Here is a 14,285-nt window from a genome sequence, read left to right on the forward strand (position 1 = left end):
CCGGGGCTTTCCAGCCCGCATCCTTACCAAGATTTAATCCGAGATGGCCGCTTTAGAGGGCGCGAAGCACCGGTGCTGCCTTGTGGCCAAGCACCCGCCATGTGCCGGCGAGGCCGATGCCGACCGTGATCACCAGCGCAAAGACGATGGTCGCCACCGCCACCTCCGGCATGAAATGCGACGGTAGGGTCATGATGCGGGCGACGATGTACCAGGCCGCGATGCCGCCGGCCGCCAGGGCGAAGACAGCCGTGGCCAGGCCGATCAGCATGTATTCGAGCGAGAATGCCGCGATCAGCGTTCTCCTGGTGGCGCCGAGCGTCTTCAGCACCACCGCGTCGTGGATGCGGGCGCGGTTGCCGGCGGCCAGCGCGCCGGCCAGCACCAGCACCGAGGCGATCAGCGCCACCCCGGCCGCGGCGCGGATCGCCGTGCCGAGCTGGCCGACCAGCCGGTTGACGACGTCGAGCGCGTCCTTGACCCGCACTGTCGTCACCGCCGGAAAGGCGCGGGTGACGGCATTGAGGATGCGCGCGTCGTCGGCCGTGGTGGCACTCTTTTCGGTCAGCGTCGCCATCCAGCCATGCGGCGCGCCGGCAAAAGTGTTGGGGGAGAACACCATGACGAAATTGATGCCCATCGTTTCCCATTGGACCTGGCGGAAATTGGCGATCCTGGCCGTCACGTTGCGGCCAAGCACATTGATGGTGACGGTGTCGCCGAGCTTCAGCCCTATCTCCTTGCCTTCCTGTGCCGAGAACGAAACCAGCGGCTCCCCGGCATAATTGTCCGGCCACCATTTGCCCTCGGTCAGCGTCGCATTTTGCGGTTGCCTGGCGTCATAGGTCAGGCCGCGATCGCCTTTCAGCACCCAGGCGCCTTCGGCCGGCACCTTGACCTTGTCGACATCGACGCCGTTAAGCGCCATCACCCGGCCGCGCAGCATCGGCACCTTGGCCAGGGTTCCCTGCGGCGCCTCTTTGCCGATCAGCGCGGAGAAGGCATCGACATCGCTGCCCTGAATGTCGACGAAGAAGAAGTTCGGCGCCCGCTCCGGCAGGCTGCCGGAGATCTGCTGCCGCAGATTCCCGTCGATCAGCGCCAGCGTCACCAGCAGTGTCAGCCCGAGCCCCAGCGACAGCACCACCGACGGCGTCAGCGCGCCAGGCCGATGGATGTTGCCGACGGCCAGCCTGAGCGCCACGAAACGCACGCGCGGGCTGTTTTTGGCGACCCACTGAACCAGCGCACCGACCAGGCGCAGCACCAGGAAGGCAAAGATCGTAGCGCCGACGAAGATCGAGGCGATGCGCTGGTCGCCGGAGAACAGGATCGCCAGCGCGGCCAGCAGCAGCGCGATGCCTATGGCCGATGCGAGATAGATCGGACGCGGCAAGCCACGGCCTGCGAGCCCCATCTCCCGGAACAGTGCGGTTGCGGGCACATCGCGGGCGCGGCCGAGCGGCAGCAGCGCGAAGGCCAGCGTCACCAAAAGGCCGAACAGCGCCGCCATGCCGAGCGCGCCCGGATAGAAGCCGCCCTCCGCTGGTACCGGAATGATGGATTGAAGTGCGGCACTTGCCACGAAAGGCATCAGCGCGCCAAGCACCAGGCCGGCAACGATGCCGAGCGCGGCAATGATCAGGATCTGCACGAGATAGACGGCAAAGACGAAGCCGCCGGAAGCGCCGAGGCTCTTGAAAGTGGCGATGACGCCGCGCTTGCCGTCGAGATAGGCGCGCACCGCATTGGCGACGCCGACGCCGCCGACCACCAGCGCCGTCAGCCCGACCAGCGTCAGGAATTGCGAGAAGCGTTCGATGTTGGACGACAGCGCGGGTGCTGCATCGCCACGCGTGCGGATCGACCAGCCGGCCTCGGGAAAATCCTTCGCGGCCTGATCCTGGATGGCCTTGAGCCGCGCCTCGTCGGCGTCGGCGGGCAGCCGCACCTTGTAGGCATTTTCGACCAGGCTTCCCGGCTGCACCAGTCCGGTGGCGGCCAGGCCTTCGGTCGAGATCATCAGCCTTGGCGCGAAGCCGAAACCGTCGGACACGGCGTCCGGTTCGGTGACCAGCCTGGCCCGCAGTTCGAACGTGGCGGTGCCGAGTTTCAGCCGGTCGCCGAGCTTGAGATGCAGCCGTTCGAACAACAGATCGGGCGCCGCCGCACCGAAGACGCCAAACTCCTCGCCGAACAGTTCCTGCTTCGACAGCTTCGGCTCGGTTTCCAGCATGCCGTAGAGCGGATATGCTTCATCGACCGCCTTCGCCTCGACCAGCGCCTGGTCCGAACCGTCGGCCAGACGCGCCATCGAGCGCATGCTGGCGGTGCGTGAAACGGTGCCCAACCCATCGAGGAATCCGCGCTCCGCTTGGCTGGCGTCGCGCTGGTTGATCTGGAAACGAAGATCGCCGCCGAGCAGCGTCTGGCCCTGGTCGGCGACGCCGGCACTGATCGAGCGCGCGACCGAATTGACGCCGCCGATCGCCGCGACGCCGAGCGCGATACAGGCGAGGAAGATCAGGAAGCCGGACAGGCCGCCGCGCATCTCGCGCAGCGAGAAGCGGACCGCGAGCTTCAGCGTCTGCGCCAGCGGCATCAGGCAGTGACCTTCAAGGGCGCCGGCGCCTCGATCCCTCCCGAGCGCATCGAAACCTGGCGCGTGCAGCGCGCCGCGAGCGCGGGATCGTGGGTGACCAGGACCAGCGTCATGCCGCGCTCCGCCGCCTTGGCGAACAGCAGGTCGGCGACCTGCCGCCCCGTTGCCTGGTCGAGATTGCCGGTCGGCTCGTCGGCGATGAGGATGCGCGGCGACGGCGCCAGCGCCCGGGCGATCGCCACGCGCTGCTGTTCGCCGCCGGAGAGTTCGCCGGGATAGTGGGTGACGCGGTCGGAGAGGCCGACCGCAGCCAGTTCTCGCGCCGCCACCGAAAACGGATCGGCATGGCCGGCCAATTCCAGCGGCACCGCGACATTTTCGAGCGCCGTCATGTTGGGGATGAGATGGAAGGATTGGAACACGATGCCAATGTTTCGGCCACGAAACGAAGCAATCCGGTCCTCGCTTTTGCCGTTGAGCAGCTCGCCGACGATCCGTACCGTTCCCGAATCGACCCGTTCCAGTCCCGCCAGCACCATCAGCAAGGTCGACTTGCCGGACCCCGACGGACCGACGATGCCGGTGGCCTCGCCGAGCGCCACCTCGAGGCTGACGCCCTTCAGCACGTGGACCGACGAAGCGCCTTCGCCGAGTGTCAGGGATACGTCTTTCAACGCGATGACGGCTTCTGTCAAAATGAAAGCGTCCTATATCAGGGATGATGGCTCTGCTTGCCGGAAGCCGTCGCCGGAAGAGTTTTCTGTCATATGGGGCCTGCCGCATGTCTTTCAAACGCCAGATAGCCGCAGGCTTGATCGTTCTCCTCGCCATTTGCGGCGCCATTTCGTCGGCGCGGGCCGAGCCGTTCAAGATCGTCGGCTTCGGTGACAGCTTGATGGCTGGCTTTGGCCTCGGACCCGGGGAGGGTTTTACCGACAAGTTGCAGGCCGCCCTTCAGGCCAGGGGCCATGATGTGACCGTCGCCAATGCCGGCGTTTCCGGTGACACCACGAGCGGCGGCCTGGCGCGGCTCGACTGGTCGGTGCCGGACGGCACCCGGCTGGTCATCCTCGAACTCGGCGCCAACGACATGCTGCGCGGCGTCTCGCCCGACATCACGCAAAAGAACCTCGATGAGATGCTAGGCAAGCTGAAGGAGCGCAAGATTGCCGTGCTCTTGGCCGGCATGCGCGCCGCGCCCAATCTCGGTGCGGACTATCAAAACAGCTTCGACGCCATCTTTCCGCATCTGGCCGGGAAATACGATGTTTCGCTCTACCCGTTCTTTCTCGACGGCGTTGCCGGCCAGCCTGGCCTGCAACTCGAGGACGGAATGCATCCGAATGCCCAGGGCGTCGACAAGATGGTCGAACGCATCCTGCCCACCGTCGAAAAGGTCATCGCGGCGGCATCGGGAGGTTCGTGAGGCCGACTGGACCTGTTTCCGTTAGGGAAGCTTTTTGACAAGGACTGTGACCAACAAACCTCTTGCTCCGTTTGACTATCGATGATTCGCTATGGATGACAGTTCGATTCGAGGAAGGGAGGCTCTTCATGCCGCGTCTTTTCACCGCCCTCGAAATTCCGCGTGACGCTGCCCTTTCGCTGTCCCTGCTCCGGGGCGGCCTGCCCGGGGCCCGCTGGATCGACGTCGAAAACTACCATCTGACGCTGCGCTTCATCGGCGATGTCGAGGGCCATGTCGCCGACGAGATCGCCAACGCGCTGGACCGCGTCCACCGCCCCTCGTTCTCGCTGACCTTGTCCGGCGTCGGCGCTTTCGGCCAGAAAAAGCCGCACGCTGTATGGGCCGGCGTCACCCCGTCACCGGATCTGAGCGCCCTGCAGGGCGAGATCGACCGCATCTGCCAGCGGCTTGGCCTGGCCGCCGATCCGCGCAAGTTCACGCCGCACATCACTTTGGCGAGGCTGCGCAACTCGAGCCCGCTGGATGTCGCCCAATATCTGTCGGCGCGTGGCAATTTCTCGACAATGCCGTTCCGCATCGGCCGCTTCGTGCTGATGTCGTCGCGCGATTCGGTCGGCGGCGGCCCCTATATCGTCGAAGAGGCCTGGCCGCTGTCCGGCACCGATGCCCGCGCCGCAAGCCGTGTCGCCAGCGCCTCCGACGCTTCGCGGATCATGCGATAGACCTCGGCAAAGGCTTGCTGGTCCTCATAATAGGGATCGGGTACGTCGCGCGCCTGTCCGTGCGCGAACTCTAAAAACAGGTGCACCCGGTCAGGCACGGGCGCCAGCGTCTTGAGATCGGCGACATTGGAGCGGTCCATGCCGAGGATCAGATCGAAACGGGAGAAATCCTCCAGACTGACCTTGCGCGCCTTCTGCCCGGAAATATCGATGCCGTGACGCAAGGCAATCGCGATCGAGCGCGGATCGGGAGGCGAGCCGACCTCCCAGCCGCTGGTGGCCGCCGAATCGAGCACCATACCGCGGCCCCGGCCACGCTCCGCCCAAACGGCGCGAAAGACGCCCTCGGCCAGCGGCGACCGGCAGATGTTGCCGAGACAGACGAAAAGAATGGAATTTATCGGCTTTATGCTCATTCGATATGCGCCGTTCGTGCATGTGGAACCCCAAAACCGCAAAACACTTTTGGGCGACTTGCAGTATGCTGAGGCCAAATTCGAGATAGCACGGGAAATCATCATGACGAGAGAGAAACTCAGCAAGGACGCCATCACCATTGCCCTTGCCGAACTCGGCGGCTGGTCGCTGGCCACCGACGGCGCCTCGATCAGGCGCAGCTTCGTCTTCAAGAATTTTTCCGAAGCCTTCGCCTTCATGACCCGCGTCGCACTGGCAGCCGAGAAGATGGACCATCATCCCGACTGGTCGAATGTCTACAAGACGGTCGACGTGACGCTGAACACGCACGACGCCGGCGGCGTCACCGCGCTCGACATTGCGCTGGCGAAGAAGATGAACGGATACGCCGGTTAGTTTGGTGCGGGCTTTGTCGCGGCCGCAACCCCACCTTTGTCATCTAGGGCGAAGTCGCGGAGTCGCGGAGATCCTGGGGTCCATTCCGTGACCTCGACTTGGGGCACAGCGGAGCAGAATTCTGGACCGCGGCGATGCGTTGGAATCCCGGCATGGATCCCTTGGGCTGCGAGAGCAGCTCCAGGGGTCTGCGCCGCGTCGCTTTCGCTCCTTGCTTCGCCCGTGGATGACGACGAGAGAGGTGTTTCAGCCAATCTCCAAAGTTGGCGCTGGCCAACCGGAGCGACCTGAGCTTCACGCAAACCGAAAAGCATCCGTTCCGATTTCGGTCAGGTAATCGCACCGGCATCTTGCAGCCGGGTTCCCCTTTCACCACATTTTCCATCGCGAGGCATGCGCCAGGACGCGCGTGGCGACCCGCAAGGAGTGATTGATGGCGCAACAACCCGGTTTTGATTTCTTCGGCTTCGGCGACAAGCTGGGCGGTGAGAGCGAAGTGCGCGAGAAATTCTGGCGCACCGCCAAGAAGGCCGCGCGGCAGATACCGTTCATGGAAGAGGTCGTCGCCGCGTACTATTGCGCCATGGACAAGAACACGCCGTTGCGCGCCAAGGGCATATTGGTGGCGGCACTTGGCTACTTCGTCCTGCCTGTGGACCTCATCCCCGACTTCATTTTCGGCCTCGGTTTCACCGACGACATCGCCGTACTGACCGCCGCGATCACCGCCGTCGGCGCCCACATCACGCCGGCGCATCGGCAGGCTGCGAAGGACGCCATCGCCGACAAGGGCTGAGCGTCTTTGCGCCGCACGAGCCTTCCTGACGGAGCGGCCCGGCGGCTGGCTGAAAAGTCAAACTCTTGCCGCTTTCGTGGCCTCCAAGTCGCCGAAGGGACGTCGCGCCGGCCGCTGACAACGCGGCGGCGCGGGAATGGCGGCGGTTTCCTGGGGTGAGCGTCCTTTTGTTGAGGGAAATTCACCGTTTGGTAACCCAGATTAAATCAAAATGAAGCGACGGCAGGACGCCATGCGGCCCGCCTCCGCACCATTTGGAATACGGGAAAAACGATGCGCGGATTGATTGCAGTAGTCTCGAGTCTGGCCCTGGTGGCCTTCGCAGCGCCGGCGCTGGCGCAGCAGGCGACCAAGATCGGCCAGCACAATGCCTGGGGCACCTACAGCTACCAGGCGTCGGGCGGCAAGGTCTGTTATGTCTTGACCGTGCCGACCGACAAGCAGCCGCCGACGCTCGACCATGGCGACATGTTCTTCTTCGTCAGCCAGCGGCCCGGCCAGCAGGTGTCCTATGAGCCGCAGTTCATCGCCGGCTACAATTTCCAGGAAGGTTCCAAGGCCACCGTCACGATCGACAAGAAGTCGTTCTCGATGTTCACGCGCGGCAAGTCGGCCTGGGTCGAGAACGCCGCCGAGGAACCGGTGCTGATCGCGGCCATGAAGACCGGCACCGACATGAAGGTGACGGCGAAGTCCGGCCGCGGCAACCCGACCTCCTATGTCTTCTCGCTGAAGGGCATCTCGGCGGCGCTGACGTCGATCGCCAAGTGCAAATAGGCAAAGCCTCTTTTTGAGACCAAGGGCCGGGCCGCAAAGCCCGGCCTTTGCTTTCAGCCATGGCCTTGTTCTGGCGCGGCTTCCGCTCGCCGGCGCCGGATCGCCTCGGCGATGAAGACCCGTGACAGCGCGTGATAGAGCGGCTCGTGCGAGATCATGCGCGCCGTGCCATAGCCGAGCATCGAAGCCAGCATCAGTGCGATGACATTGTCATGATTTCCGGTCATCTCGAGGATGATGACGAAAGCCGTCATCGGCGCCTGCACCACGCCGGCGAAATAGCCGGCCATGCCGAGCAGCGCCGCCGCACCGGTGCTGGCACCAAGGATGAGACCGAGCGAACTGCCGATACCGGCGCCGACCGCCAGCGACGGCGCGAAGATACCGCCGGGAATGCCTGAGACCATCGACAGCAAACCGGCCGCGAATTTTTCGGCAAAGAAGAACCATGGCAGCGGCGTGCCTTCGACGGCGCCGCGCGCCTGTGCGTAGCCGGTGCCGAAGGTCAGTCCGCCCGAGGCGATGCCGATCACCGCGACGCCGAGCCCGCAGACGGCGGCCACCAGCAAGGCGCGCTGCAAGGGCTGCTGCGTGTGCCAGCGCCGGATCCGCCGCGTGACCTTCAGCGCCAGCAGCGAGAACAGCGCGCCGAAGCCGCCGCCGATGACGCCGCAGGCGATCACCAGCGGCCATTCGACTGCAAACGAGATCGTGTCCTTCGAAACGCCGAAATAGGTGTAGTTGCCGAGCAGTCCGAGCGAGGCGAGGCCAGCCAGGATCACCGCCGTCAGCACCAGCCCGTTGGTGCGTGCTTCATATGTCCGGCCCATTTCCTCGATGGCGAAGACGATGCCGGCGAGTGGCGTGTTGAAGGCGGCGGCGATGCCGGCGGCGGAACCGGCCAGGATCAGCCCGCGCGCCTGCGCCATCCCGCCCCAGCGCGCCGCCTGCAGCATCAGCGATGCGCCGACCTGTACGGTCGGACCCTCGCGGCCGATGGAAGCGCCGCAGAACAGACCCACGATGGTGAGCACGATCTTGCCCACCACCAGCTTCAGCGACAGGATGTGGCTGCGGTCTTCGTCGTCGCGCAGGTGCCGAGCGGCGATCGCCTGCGGAATGCCGCTGCCTTGCGAGCCGGGAAAGAAGGCATATGCCAGCCACGCGCACAGCACGAAACCCAGCGGCGTGACGATGAGCGGCAGATAGAAACGCCAGCTGTGCCTGTCACCAATCATCAGGTCGCCGATCATCAGGTGGAACAGCGCCTGTGCCTTGTCTGCGAGGACCGCGAACAACACGCTGATCACACCGATGCCGATCGCGCCGGCCCAGAACACCAGCCGCGGCTGCCAGACGCGCCGTGAGCCGAGCATGGCGCGCGAACGCCGCAGCATGGGAAATTTTCGCGATGTGCCGGCCATGTCCGTCCTTCAGGTGAAGGCCAAGGCCTAACACAGGCGTTGCGGCGATCAAACCTCCGCAATCAAGTCCGTGCGGACGTTGAGCCATGCCGTCGGCCGACTACCCACAGCATGGCCCTGGCCCTTACATGGCCATTTTTTCACATTCGGCCTGGGCCTTCTTTGTCGACGTATCGATCATGTAGGTTTTGCCCTTGGCGTCGGTCATCATCATCATGCAGTGCTTGATCGGCTTGGCCATCTTCATCATCTCGGCGCCCATTTTTGCATCCGGCGTCATGGTTCCCATATGCCCGTCCGGCATTATGGCCGTTACCTGCCCACCCTTCATCATGGTCATCGTGCCCATCGTGTCTTCGGCAAATGCCTGTGAGACAGAGAGGCCCATAAGACCGATGACAACGGCGATGTTTTTCGAATTCATCCTGCATACTCCCGTTTTTGAAGGGCACTTTTGCCCTATCCCAGGCTTCGACCGGTGAAGGGAGGTCGTTACATCAACACGACTATGTGATCGGTACCGCGCGTCGGCACGTGGGGGTCCACCGAAACAGGGGCAGGCCGACGCCGCATGACTTCGTACTCAACCTGTGCTATGCGCCGCGCTTCATATCAGGCACGATGGATGAAATCGGCCGCAAACCGCTTATATCCGTGGAACCATGACCCTTTCGCTTGACCTTACCGCCGAAGGCGCCCGCGACGCGTTGCGCAGCCGTCCCGCGACGGCCGAAAAACCGTCGCTGATCGGCTTGACCCGCGCCGAGCTCGCCGCCGCCCTCATCGAATCCGGCACCGTGCCCGAGCGCCAGGCCAAGATGCGTGCCCAGCAGCTCTGGCACTGGATTTATGTGCGCGGCGTTTCCGATTTCGCCGGCATGTTCAACATCTCCAAGGACCTGCGCGCCGAACTCGACAAGCATTTCACTGTCGCCAGGCCCGAAATCGTCGAGGAGCAGATTTCCGCCGACGGCACGCGCAAGTGGCTGTTCCGCTTTCCGCCGCGCGGCGCCGGGCGGCCGGTCGAGATCGAGACCGTCTACATCCCCGAGGAAGGCCGCGGCACGCTGTGCATCTCCTCGCAGGTCGGCTGCACGCTGACCTGCTCCTTCTGCCACACCGGCACGCAGAAGCTGGTGCGCAATCTCACGGCCGAGGAGATCCTGGCGCAATTGCTCACCGCCCGCGACCGGCTTGGCGATTTCCCCGACCGCGACACGCCGGACGGCGCCATCGTGCCGGCCGAAGGCCGCAAGGTCTCCAACATCGTCATGATGGGCATGGGCGAGCCGCTCTATAATTTCGAAGCGGTGAAGAAGGCGCTGCTGATCGCCTCCGACGGCGACGGACTTTCCTTGTCCAAGCGCCGCATCACGCTGTCGACCTCCGGCGTCGTGCCCGAGATCCTGCGCACTGGCGAGGAGATCGGTGTCATGCTGGCGATCTCGCTGCACGCCACCAATGACGATCTGCGCGACCTGCTCGTGCCGATCAACAAGAAGTATCCGCTGAAAGAGCTGATCGCGGCTTGCCGCGCCTATCCCGGCCTGTCCAACGCCAAGCGCATCACCTTCGAATATGTGATGCTGAAGGACGTCAACGATTCCATCGAGGACGCCAAGGGCCTGATCAAGCTGCTCAAGGGCATTCCGGCCAAGATCAACCTGATCCCGTTCAATCCGTGGCCCGGCACCAACTACCAGTGCTCGGACTGGGAGACGATCGAGAAATTCGCCGACTACATCAACAATGCCGGCTACGCCTCGCCGATCCGCACGCCGCGCGGCCGCGACATCCTTGCCGCCTGTGGCCAGCTGAAGTCGGAATCCGAGCGCATGCGAAAGGTCGACCGACTGGCGCTGGAAGCCATGATGATCGCGGGGCACGGAGAGGCGTGAGCCGTCTCGTCGCCGGACTCAAACGCATCGCCATCATAGCAGTCGGTTACATCGCCGGCGTGCTGACCTCGATCCTGGTGCCTGTGCTGCTGATCACGCTCCTGGAAGGGATCGAATACGGCAACTGGTCCCTGGTCTTCACCTTCGACTGGCTGGGCTCCTTCCCGCTGGCGGTGCTCACCGTAGCGGTCTGCGCGCTGCTGATCGTCGGCCCCGCGATCTTCATCGCCGAACGGTTGTCACTGCGCGGATGGTTCTATTTCGCGGTCACCGGGGCGGTCACCTCCATCGCCTTTGGCGTTCTTATCCCGGGCTCGGCCGGCGGGTTTGTCTTCAATCCGGGCTTTCTCGGTTTCCTGGCCACGGCCGGCACCGCCGCCGGTTCGGTCTACTGGTTGGTTGCCGGACGCCGTTCCGGCCGTCTCATGGGGCGAGATCCCCAATGACCCGCTTCGTCGCCTATCTCGTCCGCTTTGCCGTCATCCTGTTTGGCTATGCCGTCGCCTCGCTGGCGGCGAGCGCCTTCCTCAACGTCCTGTTCCTGGCCTCGCTCGGCTATACGCCCGACCACACGCACCCGACGATGACGGCTTCGCTGTATGTGTCGATCCCCTTCGTCGCTTTGTTCGTGGCCTATTTCGCCTTCTTGCCGTCGGTGATCGTCATCCTGGTTGCCGAAATCATCGGCCGGCGCGACTGGCTGTACTACGCGCTGGCGGGCGCGGTGGTCGCGGGCGTCTTCCTCGGCCTCGTCGACCACGCCCAAGAGTCCATCTTCGCGGTGAAGGAGACCGGCGCGATCATGGCCGTGATCGGCGGCGGCATGGTTGGCGGCATCTTCTATTGGCTCGCCGCCGGCCGCTGGGCCGGAAGCTGGTGGACCGATGAGAACCCGCCTATTTCGCCTGCGCCGTCAGGATCTTGAGCGCGAAAGCGGAAAAAACACCGGCGAAAAGATAGTCGACCACCCGCGTGACGCGCGGGCTGGCCTTCATAGCCGCCGAGAATTTCTCCGCCGCCAGCACCATCGGCGCCGTCACCGGGATCGACAGCACGATGAACATGGCGCCAAGGAAGAACAGCTTTCCCTGCGCGTGCGGGTCATGCGCTGAGACGAACTGCGGCAGGAAGGTCATGAAGAACAGGATGATCTTCGGGTTGAGCAAATTGACGCCCAGCCCCGCCGCCCAGCTGCGCAACAGCGAGATTTGCGGTCCTGTCTTCTTCTCCGGCGAAAACGCCGAGCCCTTGGCGATCGCCTGCCAGGCCAGGAAGACGAGATAGCCCGCGCCGAAGATTTTCAGCACGAAGAAGGCCATCGGCGAGGCGACGATCAGCGCCGAGACGCCGACCACCACCAGCGTGGTGTGGATCAGCGTGCCGCACAACGCGCCGGCCATCGAGGCAAAACCGGTGGCGCGCCCCTGGCTCAGGGTGCGAGACACGAACAGCGTCATGTCGGGCCCGGGCGTGATCGCCAGGATCACGGTGGCGATGGCGAACTGGATCAGCGTGGCGGTATCGGGAATGAAGGACATGTGCGGCCCCTAGGAGAACATGGGAGCCTATACGGGACGCACGGCATCGGCGCCAGACGGCAGGTCAGGCCGCCGACTGGTCCATCTCGGCCAGCATGACGGCTGCCGTTCCGGTCAACAGGATCTGATCGATCGGCTTGGGACGGCCAAGGAAATAGCCTTGCGCCTCGTTGCAGCCTTCGACTTGCAGGATGGTCAGCTGCACGTGGGTCTCGACGCCTTCGGCCAGAACGGGAATGTCGAGGCTGCGCCCCAGCGTCAGCACGGCGCGGATGATCGCCTTGGCCTGCGGGCTGCGCTCGACATCGGCCATGAAGGAGCGGTCGAGCTTGATCTTGTCGAACGGAAACGAGCGCAGCGTGTCGAGCGAGGAATAGCCGGTGCCGAAATCGTCGATGGCGATCGTCACGCCGAGCGCCTTGATCTGGCGCAGCACGTGCAACGTGCGCACCTTGTCGGCGACGATCGTCGATTCGGTCAGCTCGAGCTCGAGACGCTTCGGCGAGAGACCGGTCTCGACCAGTATCTGATGGACGAGCTTGGCGAGATCGGCATGGGCGAGCTGCACCGGCGACAGATTGACCGCGATCTTGTGGCCATTGTCCCAGGAGGCCGCCTGCCGGCAGGCGGTGCGCAGCACCCACTCGCCGATCGCCAGAATGGAGCCATTCTCCTCGGCGATCGGGATGAATTCGACGGGCGGGACCATGCCGTGCACGGGATGGGTCCAGCGCAGCAGCGCCTCGTAGCCGCAGGTGGCGCCGGTCTGCACCGAGGTCTGCACCTGATAGTGCAGCGACAGCTCGCCGCGCTCGATCGCCAGGCGAAGGTCGGTGGCCAGCGCCCGGCGCGCTCGTGCCGTCTCGTCCATGGCCGATTCGTAGAAGCAGACGGCCCGCGTCACGTCGTTCTTTGCCCGGTACATGGCCAGATCCGCATTGCTGACCAGCCTTTCCCGGTCGGCCCCGTCGCGCGGATGGACGGCGACGCCGATGCTGGCGCCGGTGACGGTTTCGAAATCGTCGATGCGCAACGGCTCGAACAATGATTTCTCCAGCCGCGACACCAGGCCGAGCAGGTCGTTCTGGTCCTTGAAGCGCTTGATGGCGGCGAATTCGTCGCCGCCGAGCCGGGCGACGAACTCGCCGTCGCCGGTGAGCTTCGCCAGCCTGCGCGCAATGATCTTGAGCGCCTGGTCGCCGGCGGCGTGGCCCCTGAGGTCGTTGATCTCCTTGAAGCGGTCGAGATCGATGACGATGACGGCCGTCATCGTGTCCTGATCCTCGCCAGCCTGCGCGATTTCGTGGTCGAGGCGGTCGTTGAAGGAGACCCGGTTGGCAAGGCCGGTGAGCGCGTCGTTGAGGGCAAGGTGCTGCAGCCGCTCGAAGCTCTCAAGCCGGCCGCGCTCGTCGATCAGGTAGCTGGCGAAGCCAGTGGCCGCGACGATCAGGCCGACCACGGCGACCGCGACGGCCATCGCCTCGAGAATATCGGGATTGGTGCCGGTGGTGATGAAGGAGAGCGGCGTCACGGCCACCGCCGCCATCGCCGTGAAATGCAGGCCGACGATCGCCAGCACCAGAAGCCCGATGCCGAGATAGTGCGACCAGCGCTGCGGCCGGCGCACCGCCTGGCCGATCGCCACGGCGGCAAAGACCATCGAGATCAGGACCGAGGCGGCGACATAGAGGCCGTCCCACTCGACGATGCCGGCCACATGATAGGCCATCATGCCGGTATAGTGCATGGCCGAGATCGCCAGCCCGACGGCGCACCCGCCCCATTCCGGCGCCAGGCCGCGGCCTTTGTCCAGGGCAAGGCCGAAGCCCGCCCCTGTTCCGACCATGGCGATGACCAGGGATATCATGGTGAGCGCCGGATCGAAGGTGATCGGCGCACCGGGCTGGTAGGCCAGCATGGCGATGAAATGGGTGCACCAGATCGAGGAACCGGCCGCGACCGCGGTCAGGAACAGCCATCCCCGCATCTGCACGCCGACGGTTTTCCTGGCGCGGTCGAGGAGACCGATCGTCACCCAGCAGCCGGTGACGCACATCAGTGCCGCCAGCAGAACGAGCCACAGATTATGCTCCGTGACGATGCATGATATAACGCGCATCAACAAATGCCCAAGCCCGAGGATGCCCGCAACGGGCGGCAAAAGCCGCTTCGGCCCGATTGCGTGACCAATTCAGCTCAGTCCCCTTGTTTAACGGCAGAGCATGAAAACTTGCTTAAATCCTGGGCATAAATACAGCCCATGATTGTAGCGGGTTGTTTTCCCCA

The 14,285-nt window shown here is 64.3% G+C and carries 15 protein-coding genes; 8 read left to right on the plus strand and 7 right to left on the minus strand.

The annotated features are described in order from the left end of the window. Positions 1-52: 52 nt before the first annotated feature. The gene (locus tag A3AU_RS0124085) at positions 53-2,602 is read right to left on the minus strand and encodes an ABC transporter permease (protein WP_027055169.1); all 2,550 of its coding nucleotides are present in this window, start codon (positions 2,600-2,602) and stop codon (positions 53-55) included. After that, complete coding sequence (locus A3AU_RS0124090) at positions 2,602-3,297, minus strand: ABC transporter ATP-binding protein (protein ID WP_027055170.1); 696 nt, start codon at positions 3,295-3,297, stop codon at positions 2,602-2,604. The genes A3AU_RS0124085 and A3AU_RS0124090 overlap by 1 nt, the downstream gene beginning before the upstream one ends. Before the next feature lie 86 nt (positions 3,298-3,383). Between A3AU_RS0124090 and A3AU_RS0124095 the strand changes: the two genes are divergently transcribed. Both A3AU_RS0124095 and thpR read left to right on the plus strand, forming a co-directional pair. Beyond that, on the plus strand, positions 3,384-4,028 hold the full coding sequence (locus tag A3AU_RS0124095) for an arylesterase (RefSeq protein ID WP_027055171.1): 645 nt from the start codon (positions 3,384-3,386) through the stop codon (positions 4,026-4,028). A gap of 128 nt (positions 4,029-4,156) precedes the next feature. Then, positions 4,157-4,753, plus strand: coding sequence for an RNA 2',3'-cyclic phosphodiesterase (gene thpR / locus A3AU_RS0124100; protein ID WP_027055172.1), 597 nt, complete (start codon positions 4,157-4,159; stop codon positions 4,751-4,753). Here thpR and A3AU_RS1000000138260 read toward each other — a convergent pair. After that, positions 4,657-5,169 carry a low molecular weight protein-tyrosine-phosphatase gene (locus A3AU_RS1000000138260; protein ID WP_081709644.1) on the minus strand — a complete coding sequence of 171 codons (513 nt, stop codon included), beginning with the start codon at positions 5,167-5,169 and terminating at the stop codon, positions 4,657-4,659. The genes thpR and A3AU_RS1000000138260 overlap by 97 nt on opposite strands. Before the next feature lie 103 nt (positions 5,170-5,272). Between A3AU_RS1000000138260 and A3AU_RS0124105 the strand changes: the two genes are divergently transcribed. From A3AU_RS0124105 to A3AU_RS0124115, 3 genes are all read left to right on the plus strand, one after another. After that, the gene (locus tag A3AU_RS0124105) at positions 5,273-5,566 is read left to right on the plus strand and encodes a 4a-hydroxytetrahydrobiopterin dehydratase (protein WP_027055173.1); all 294 of its coding nucleotides are present in this window, start codon (positions 5,273-5,275) and stop codon (positions 5,564-5,566) included. A 433-nt stretch (positions 5,567-5,999) separates the two neighbouring features. Further along, positions 6,000-6,362: a YkvA family protein gene (locus tag A3AU_RS0124110; protein ID WP_027055174.1), complete on the plus strand. Its 363-nt coding sequence runs from the start codon at positions 6,000-6,002 to the stop codon at positions 6,360-6,362. A 273-nt stretch (positions 6,363-6,635) separates the two neighbouring features. Beyond that, positions 6,636-7,139, plus strand: a complete 504-nt coding sequence (locus tag A3AU_RS0124115; RefSeq protein WP_027055175.1) for an invasion associated locus B family protein — start codon at positions 6,636-6,638, stop codon at positions 7,137-7,139. Between the two features lie 53 nt (positions 7,140-7,192). Here the strand turns inward: A3AU_RS0124115 and A3AU_RS0124120 are convergent, their stop codons facing one another. Together A3AU_RS0124120 and A3AU_RS0124125 are read right to left on the minus strand one after the other, a co-directional pair. Further along, positions 7,193-8,563, minus strand: coding sequence for a chloride channel protein (locus tag A3AU_RS0124120; RefSeq protein WP_027055176.1), 1,371 nt, complete (start codon positions 8,561-8,563; stop codon positions 7,193-7,195). A gap of 124 nt (positions 8,564-8,687) precedes the next feature. Then, positions 8,688-8,987, minus strand: coding sequence for a hypothetical protein (locus A3AU_RS0124125; protein WP_027055177.1), 300 nt, complete (start codon positions 8,985-8,987; stop codon positions 8,688-8,690). A 238-nt stretch (positions 8,988-9,225) separates the two neighbouring features. Between A3AU_RS0124125 and rlmN the strand changes: the two genes are divergently transcribed. The 3 genes from rlmN to A3AU_RS0124140 are packed head-to-tail and all read left to right on the plus strand — an operon-like array spanning position 9,226 to position 11,386. Next, complete coding sequence (gene rlmN, locus A3AU_RS0124130; protein WP_027055178.1) at positions 9,226-10,461, plus strand: dual-specificity RNA methyltransferase RlmN; 1,236 nt, start codon at positions 9,226-9,228, stop codon at positions 10,459-10,461. Then, positions 10,458-10,907 (plus strand): hypothetical protein, encoded by a 450-nt coding sequence (locus A3AU_RS0124135; RefSeq protein WP_027055179.1) that lies wholly within the window; start codon positions 10,458-10,460, stop codon positions 10,905-10,907. The genes rlmN and A3AU_RS0124135 overlap by 4 nt, the downstream gene beginning before the upstream one ends. Further along, on the plus strand, positions 10,904-11,386 hold the full coding sequence (locus A3AU_RS0124140) for a hypothetical protein (protein WP_027055180.1): 483 nt from the start codon (positions 10,904-10,906) through the stop codon (positions 11,384-11,386). Before A3AU_RS0124135 ends, A3AU_RS0124140 begins: the two co-directional genes overlap by 4 nt. Here A3AU_RS0124140 and A3AU_RS0124145 read toward each other — a convergent pair. Both A3AU_RS0124145 and A3AU_RS01000000135930 read right to left on the minus strand, forming a co-directional pair. After that, a complete protein-coding gene (locus A3AU_RS0124145) occupies positions 11,358-11,999 on the minus strand; it encodes a LysE family translocator (protein WP_027055181.1) in 642 nt (213 codons plus the stop codon). The two genes, A3AU_RS0124140 and A3AU_RS0124145, sit on opposite strands and share 29 nt — an antisense overlap. A 64-nt stretch (positions 12,000-12,063) precedes the next feature. Beyond that, positions 12,064-14,118: a putative bifunctional diguanylate cyclase/phosphodiesterase gene (locus A3AU_RS01000000135930; protein ID WP_051355446.1), complete on the minus strand. Its 2,055-nt coding sequence runs from the start codon at positions 14,116-14,118 to the stop codon at positions 12,064-12,066. Between the last annotated feature and the right edge of the window lie 167 nt (positions 14,119-14,285).

The sequence above is a fragment of the Mesorhizobium erdmanii USDA 3471 genome (genome assembly GCF_000472705.1).
In the GTDB taxonomy this organism is placed as follows: domain Bacteria; phylum Pseudomonadota; class Alphaproteobacteria; order Rhizobiales; family Rhizobiaceae; genus Mesorhizobium; species Mesorhizobium erdmanii.

Excerpts from the sequence above, each read along its gene's own strand:
- A3AU_RS0124085 (WP_027055169.1), bottom strand. The coding sequence starts at position 2,602 with ATGCCGCTGGCGCAGACGCTGAAGCTCGCGGTCCGCTTCTCGCTGCGC.
- A3AU_RS0124095 (WP_027055171.1), top strand. The coding sequence starts at position 3,384 with ATGTCTTTCAAACGCCAGATAGCCGCAGGCTTGATCGTTCTCCTCGCC.
- thpR (WP_027055172.1), top strand. The coding sequence starts at position 4,157 with ATGCCGCGTCTTTTCACCGCCCTCGAAATTCCGCGTGACGCTGCCCTT.
- A3AU_RS1000000138260 (WP_081709644.1), bottom strand. The coding sequence starts at position 5,169 with ATGAGCATAAAGCCGATAAATTCCATTCTTTTCGTCTGTCTCGGCAAC.
- A3AU_RS0124105 (WP_027055173.1), top strand. The coding sequence starts at position 5,273 with ATGACGAGAGAGAAACTCAGCAAGGACGCCATCACCATTGCCCTTGCC.
- A3AU_RS0124110 (WP_027055174.1), top strand. The coding sequence starts at position 6,000 with ATGGCGCAACAACCCGGTTTTGATTTCTTCGGCTTCGGCGACAAGCTG.
- A3AU_RS0124115 (WP_027055175.1), top strand. The coding sequence starts at position 6,636 with ATGCGCGGATTGATTGCAGTAGTCTCGAGTCTGGCCCTGGTGGCCTTC.
- A3AU_RS0124120 (WP_027055176.1), bottom strand. The coding sequence starts at position 8,563 with ATGGCCGGCACATCGCGAAAATTTCCCATGCTGCGGCGTTCGCGCGCC.
- A3AU_RS0124125 (WP_027055177.1), bottom strand. The coding sequence starts at position 8,987 with ATGAATTCGAAAAACATCGCCGTTGTCATCGGTCTTATGGGCCTCTCT.
- rlmN (WP_027055178.1), top strand. The coding sequence starts at position 9,226 with ATGACCCTTTCGCTTGACCTTACCGCCGAAGGCGCCCGCGACGCGTTG.
- A3AU_RS0124140 (WP_027055180.1), top strand. The coding sequence starts at position 10,904 with ATGACCCGCTTCGTCGCCTATCTCGTCCGCTTTGCCGTCATCCTGTTT.
- A3AU_RS0124145 (WP_027055181.1), bottom strand. The coding sequence starts at position 11,999 with ATGTCCTTCATTCCCGATACCGCCACGCTGATCCAGTTCGCCATCGCC.
- A3AU_RS01000000135930 (WP_051355446.1), bottom strand. The coding sequence starts at position 14,118 with ATGCGCGTTATATCATGCATCGTCACGGAGCATAATCTGTGGCTCGTT.